Annotated in this window: 2 protein-coding genes; both read left to right on the top strand. The window is 75.8% G+C overall.

The window, feature by feature from the left end:
• Positions 1–527 (top strand): biotin--[acetyl-CoA-carboxylase] ligase (locus tag D180_RS10360; protein ID WP_017912735.1); only part of this gene is annotated, 527 nt, incomplete at its 5' end.
• Positions 524–1,159, top strand: a 636-nt coding sequence (locus tag D180_RS10355; RefSeq protein ID WP_017912734.1) for a type III pantothenate kinase, incomplete at its 3' end; no start/stop codon positions are given. The genes D180_RS10360 and D180_RS10355, both read left to right, overlap by 4 nt.

Raw genomic sequence — 1,159 nt, 5'->3', positions numbered from 1 at the left:
TGGGCGGCTTGAGCCTGGCGGCCGGCGTGGCCGTGGCCGAAGCCCTGCGTGCGGCCGGATTCGCCTCAGTCGGGCTGAAGTGGCCGAACGACCTGCTGGCCGACGGGCGCAAGCTGGGCGGCCTGCTGGTGGAAGGCGGCGGCGAGTTCGCCGGGCCGGCGCGGGCCGTGATCGGCCTGGGCCTGAACGTGGCGATGCCGGCGGCCACTGCCGCGGACATCGACCAGCCGTGGACCGACCTGACGCGGCTGGCCGGCGGCGCGGTGTCGCGCAATGCGATCGCCGCGGCGGTGCTGTCGCAGCTGCTGCCGGCGCTGGCGCTGTTCGATGCCGAAGGACTGGCGCCGTTCCTGCCGCGCTACGCCGCGCTGGATCTGCTGGCCGGACGCGCCGTGCGCATCGACGATGGCGGCCAGGTGCGCGAAGGCACGGCCCTGGGGCTGGCCGAGGACGGCGCGCTGCGGGTGGCCTTCGCCGACGGCGAGCAGCTGGTGCATGCGGGCGACGTCAGCGTGAGGCCGGCATGAGCGACTGGCTGTTCGACCTGGGCAACTCGCGCTTCAAGTTCGCCGCGCTGGAACACGGGCAGGTGGGCGCGGTGCAGGCCTGGCCGCATGGTGCCGAGGCGATGGACGCGGCGGCGGTCGCGGCGCTGCCGCAGGGTGGCACCGCCTACGTTGCCAGCGTCGCCGCGCCGGCCCTGACCGCCACCGTGCTGGAGGCGCTGCGCAGCCGCTTCGCGCAGGTGCAGGTGGTGCGCACCGAGGCCGCGTGCGTCGGGGTGCGGATCGCGTACGCGCGACCGCAGGCCTTCGGCGTGGACCGGTTCCTGGCCCTGCTCGCCGCGCATGGCGGCGGCGACGTGCTGGTGGTGGGGGTGGGAACGGCGCTGACCGTGGACCTGCTCGATCGCGACGGCCTGCACCACGGCGGCCGCATCGCGCCGTCGCCCACGGTGATGCGCCAGGCCCTGCAGCAGAAGGCGGCGCAGCTGCCGGCCGAGGGCGGCGACTACCACGAGTTCGCCGCCGACACCGCCGACGCCCTGGCCTCCGGCTGCGACGGCGCGGCGGTGGCGCTGATCGAGCGCAGCCTGCAGCAGGGCGAGGCCTTGCTCGGACGTCGACCGCGGCTGCTGCTGCACGGCGGTGGGGTGCCG

It is taken from the genome of Xanthomonas sp. SHU 166, from assembly GCF_000364685.1.
Classification (GTDB): Bacteria; Pseudomonadota; Gammaproteobacteria; order Xanthomonadales; family Xanthomonadaceae; genus Xanthomonas_A; species Xanthomonas_A sontii.
Note: the sequence above shows the minus strand (reverse complement) of the source record. Positions and strands in the feature narration are given on the sequence as shown.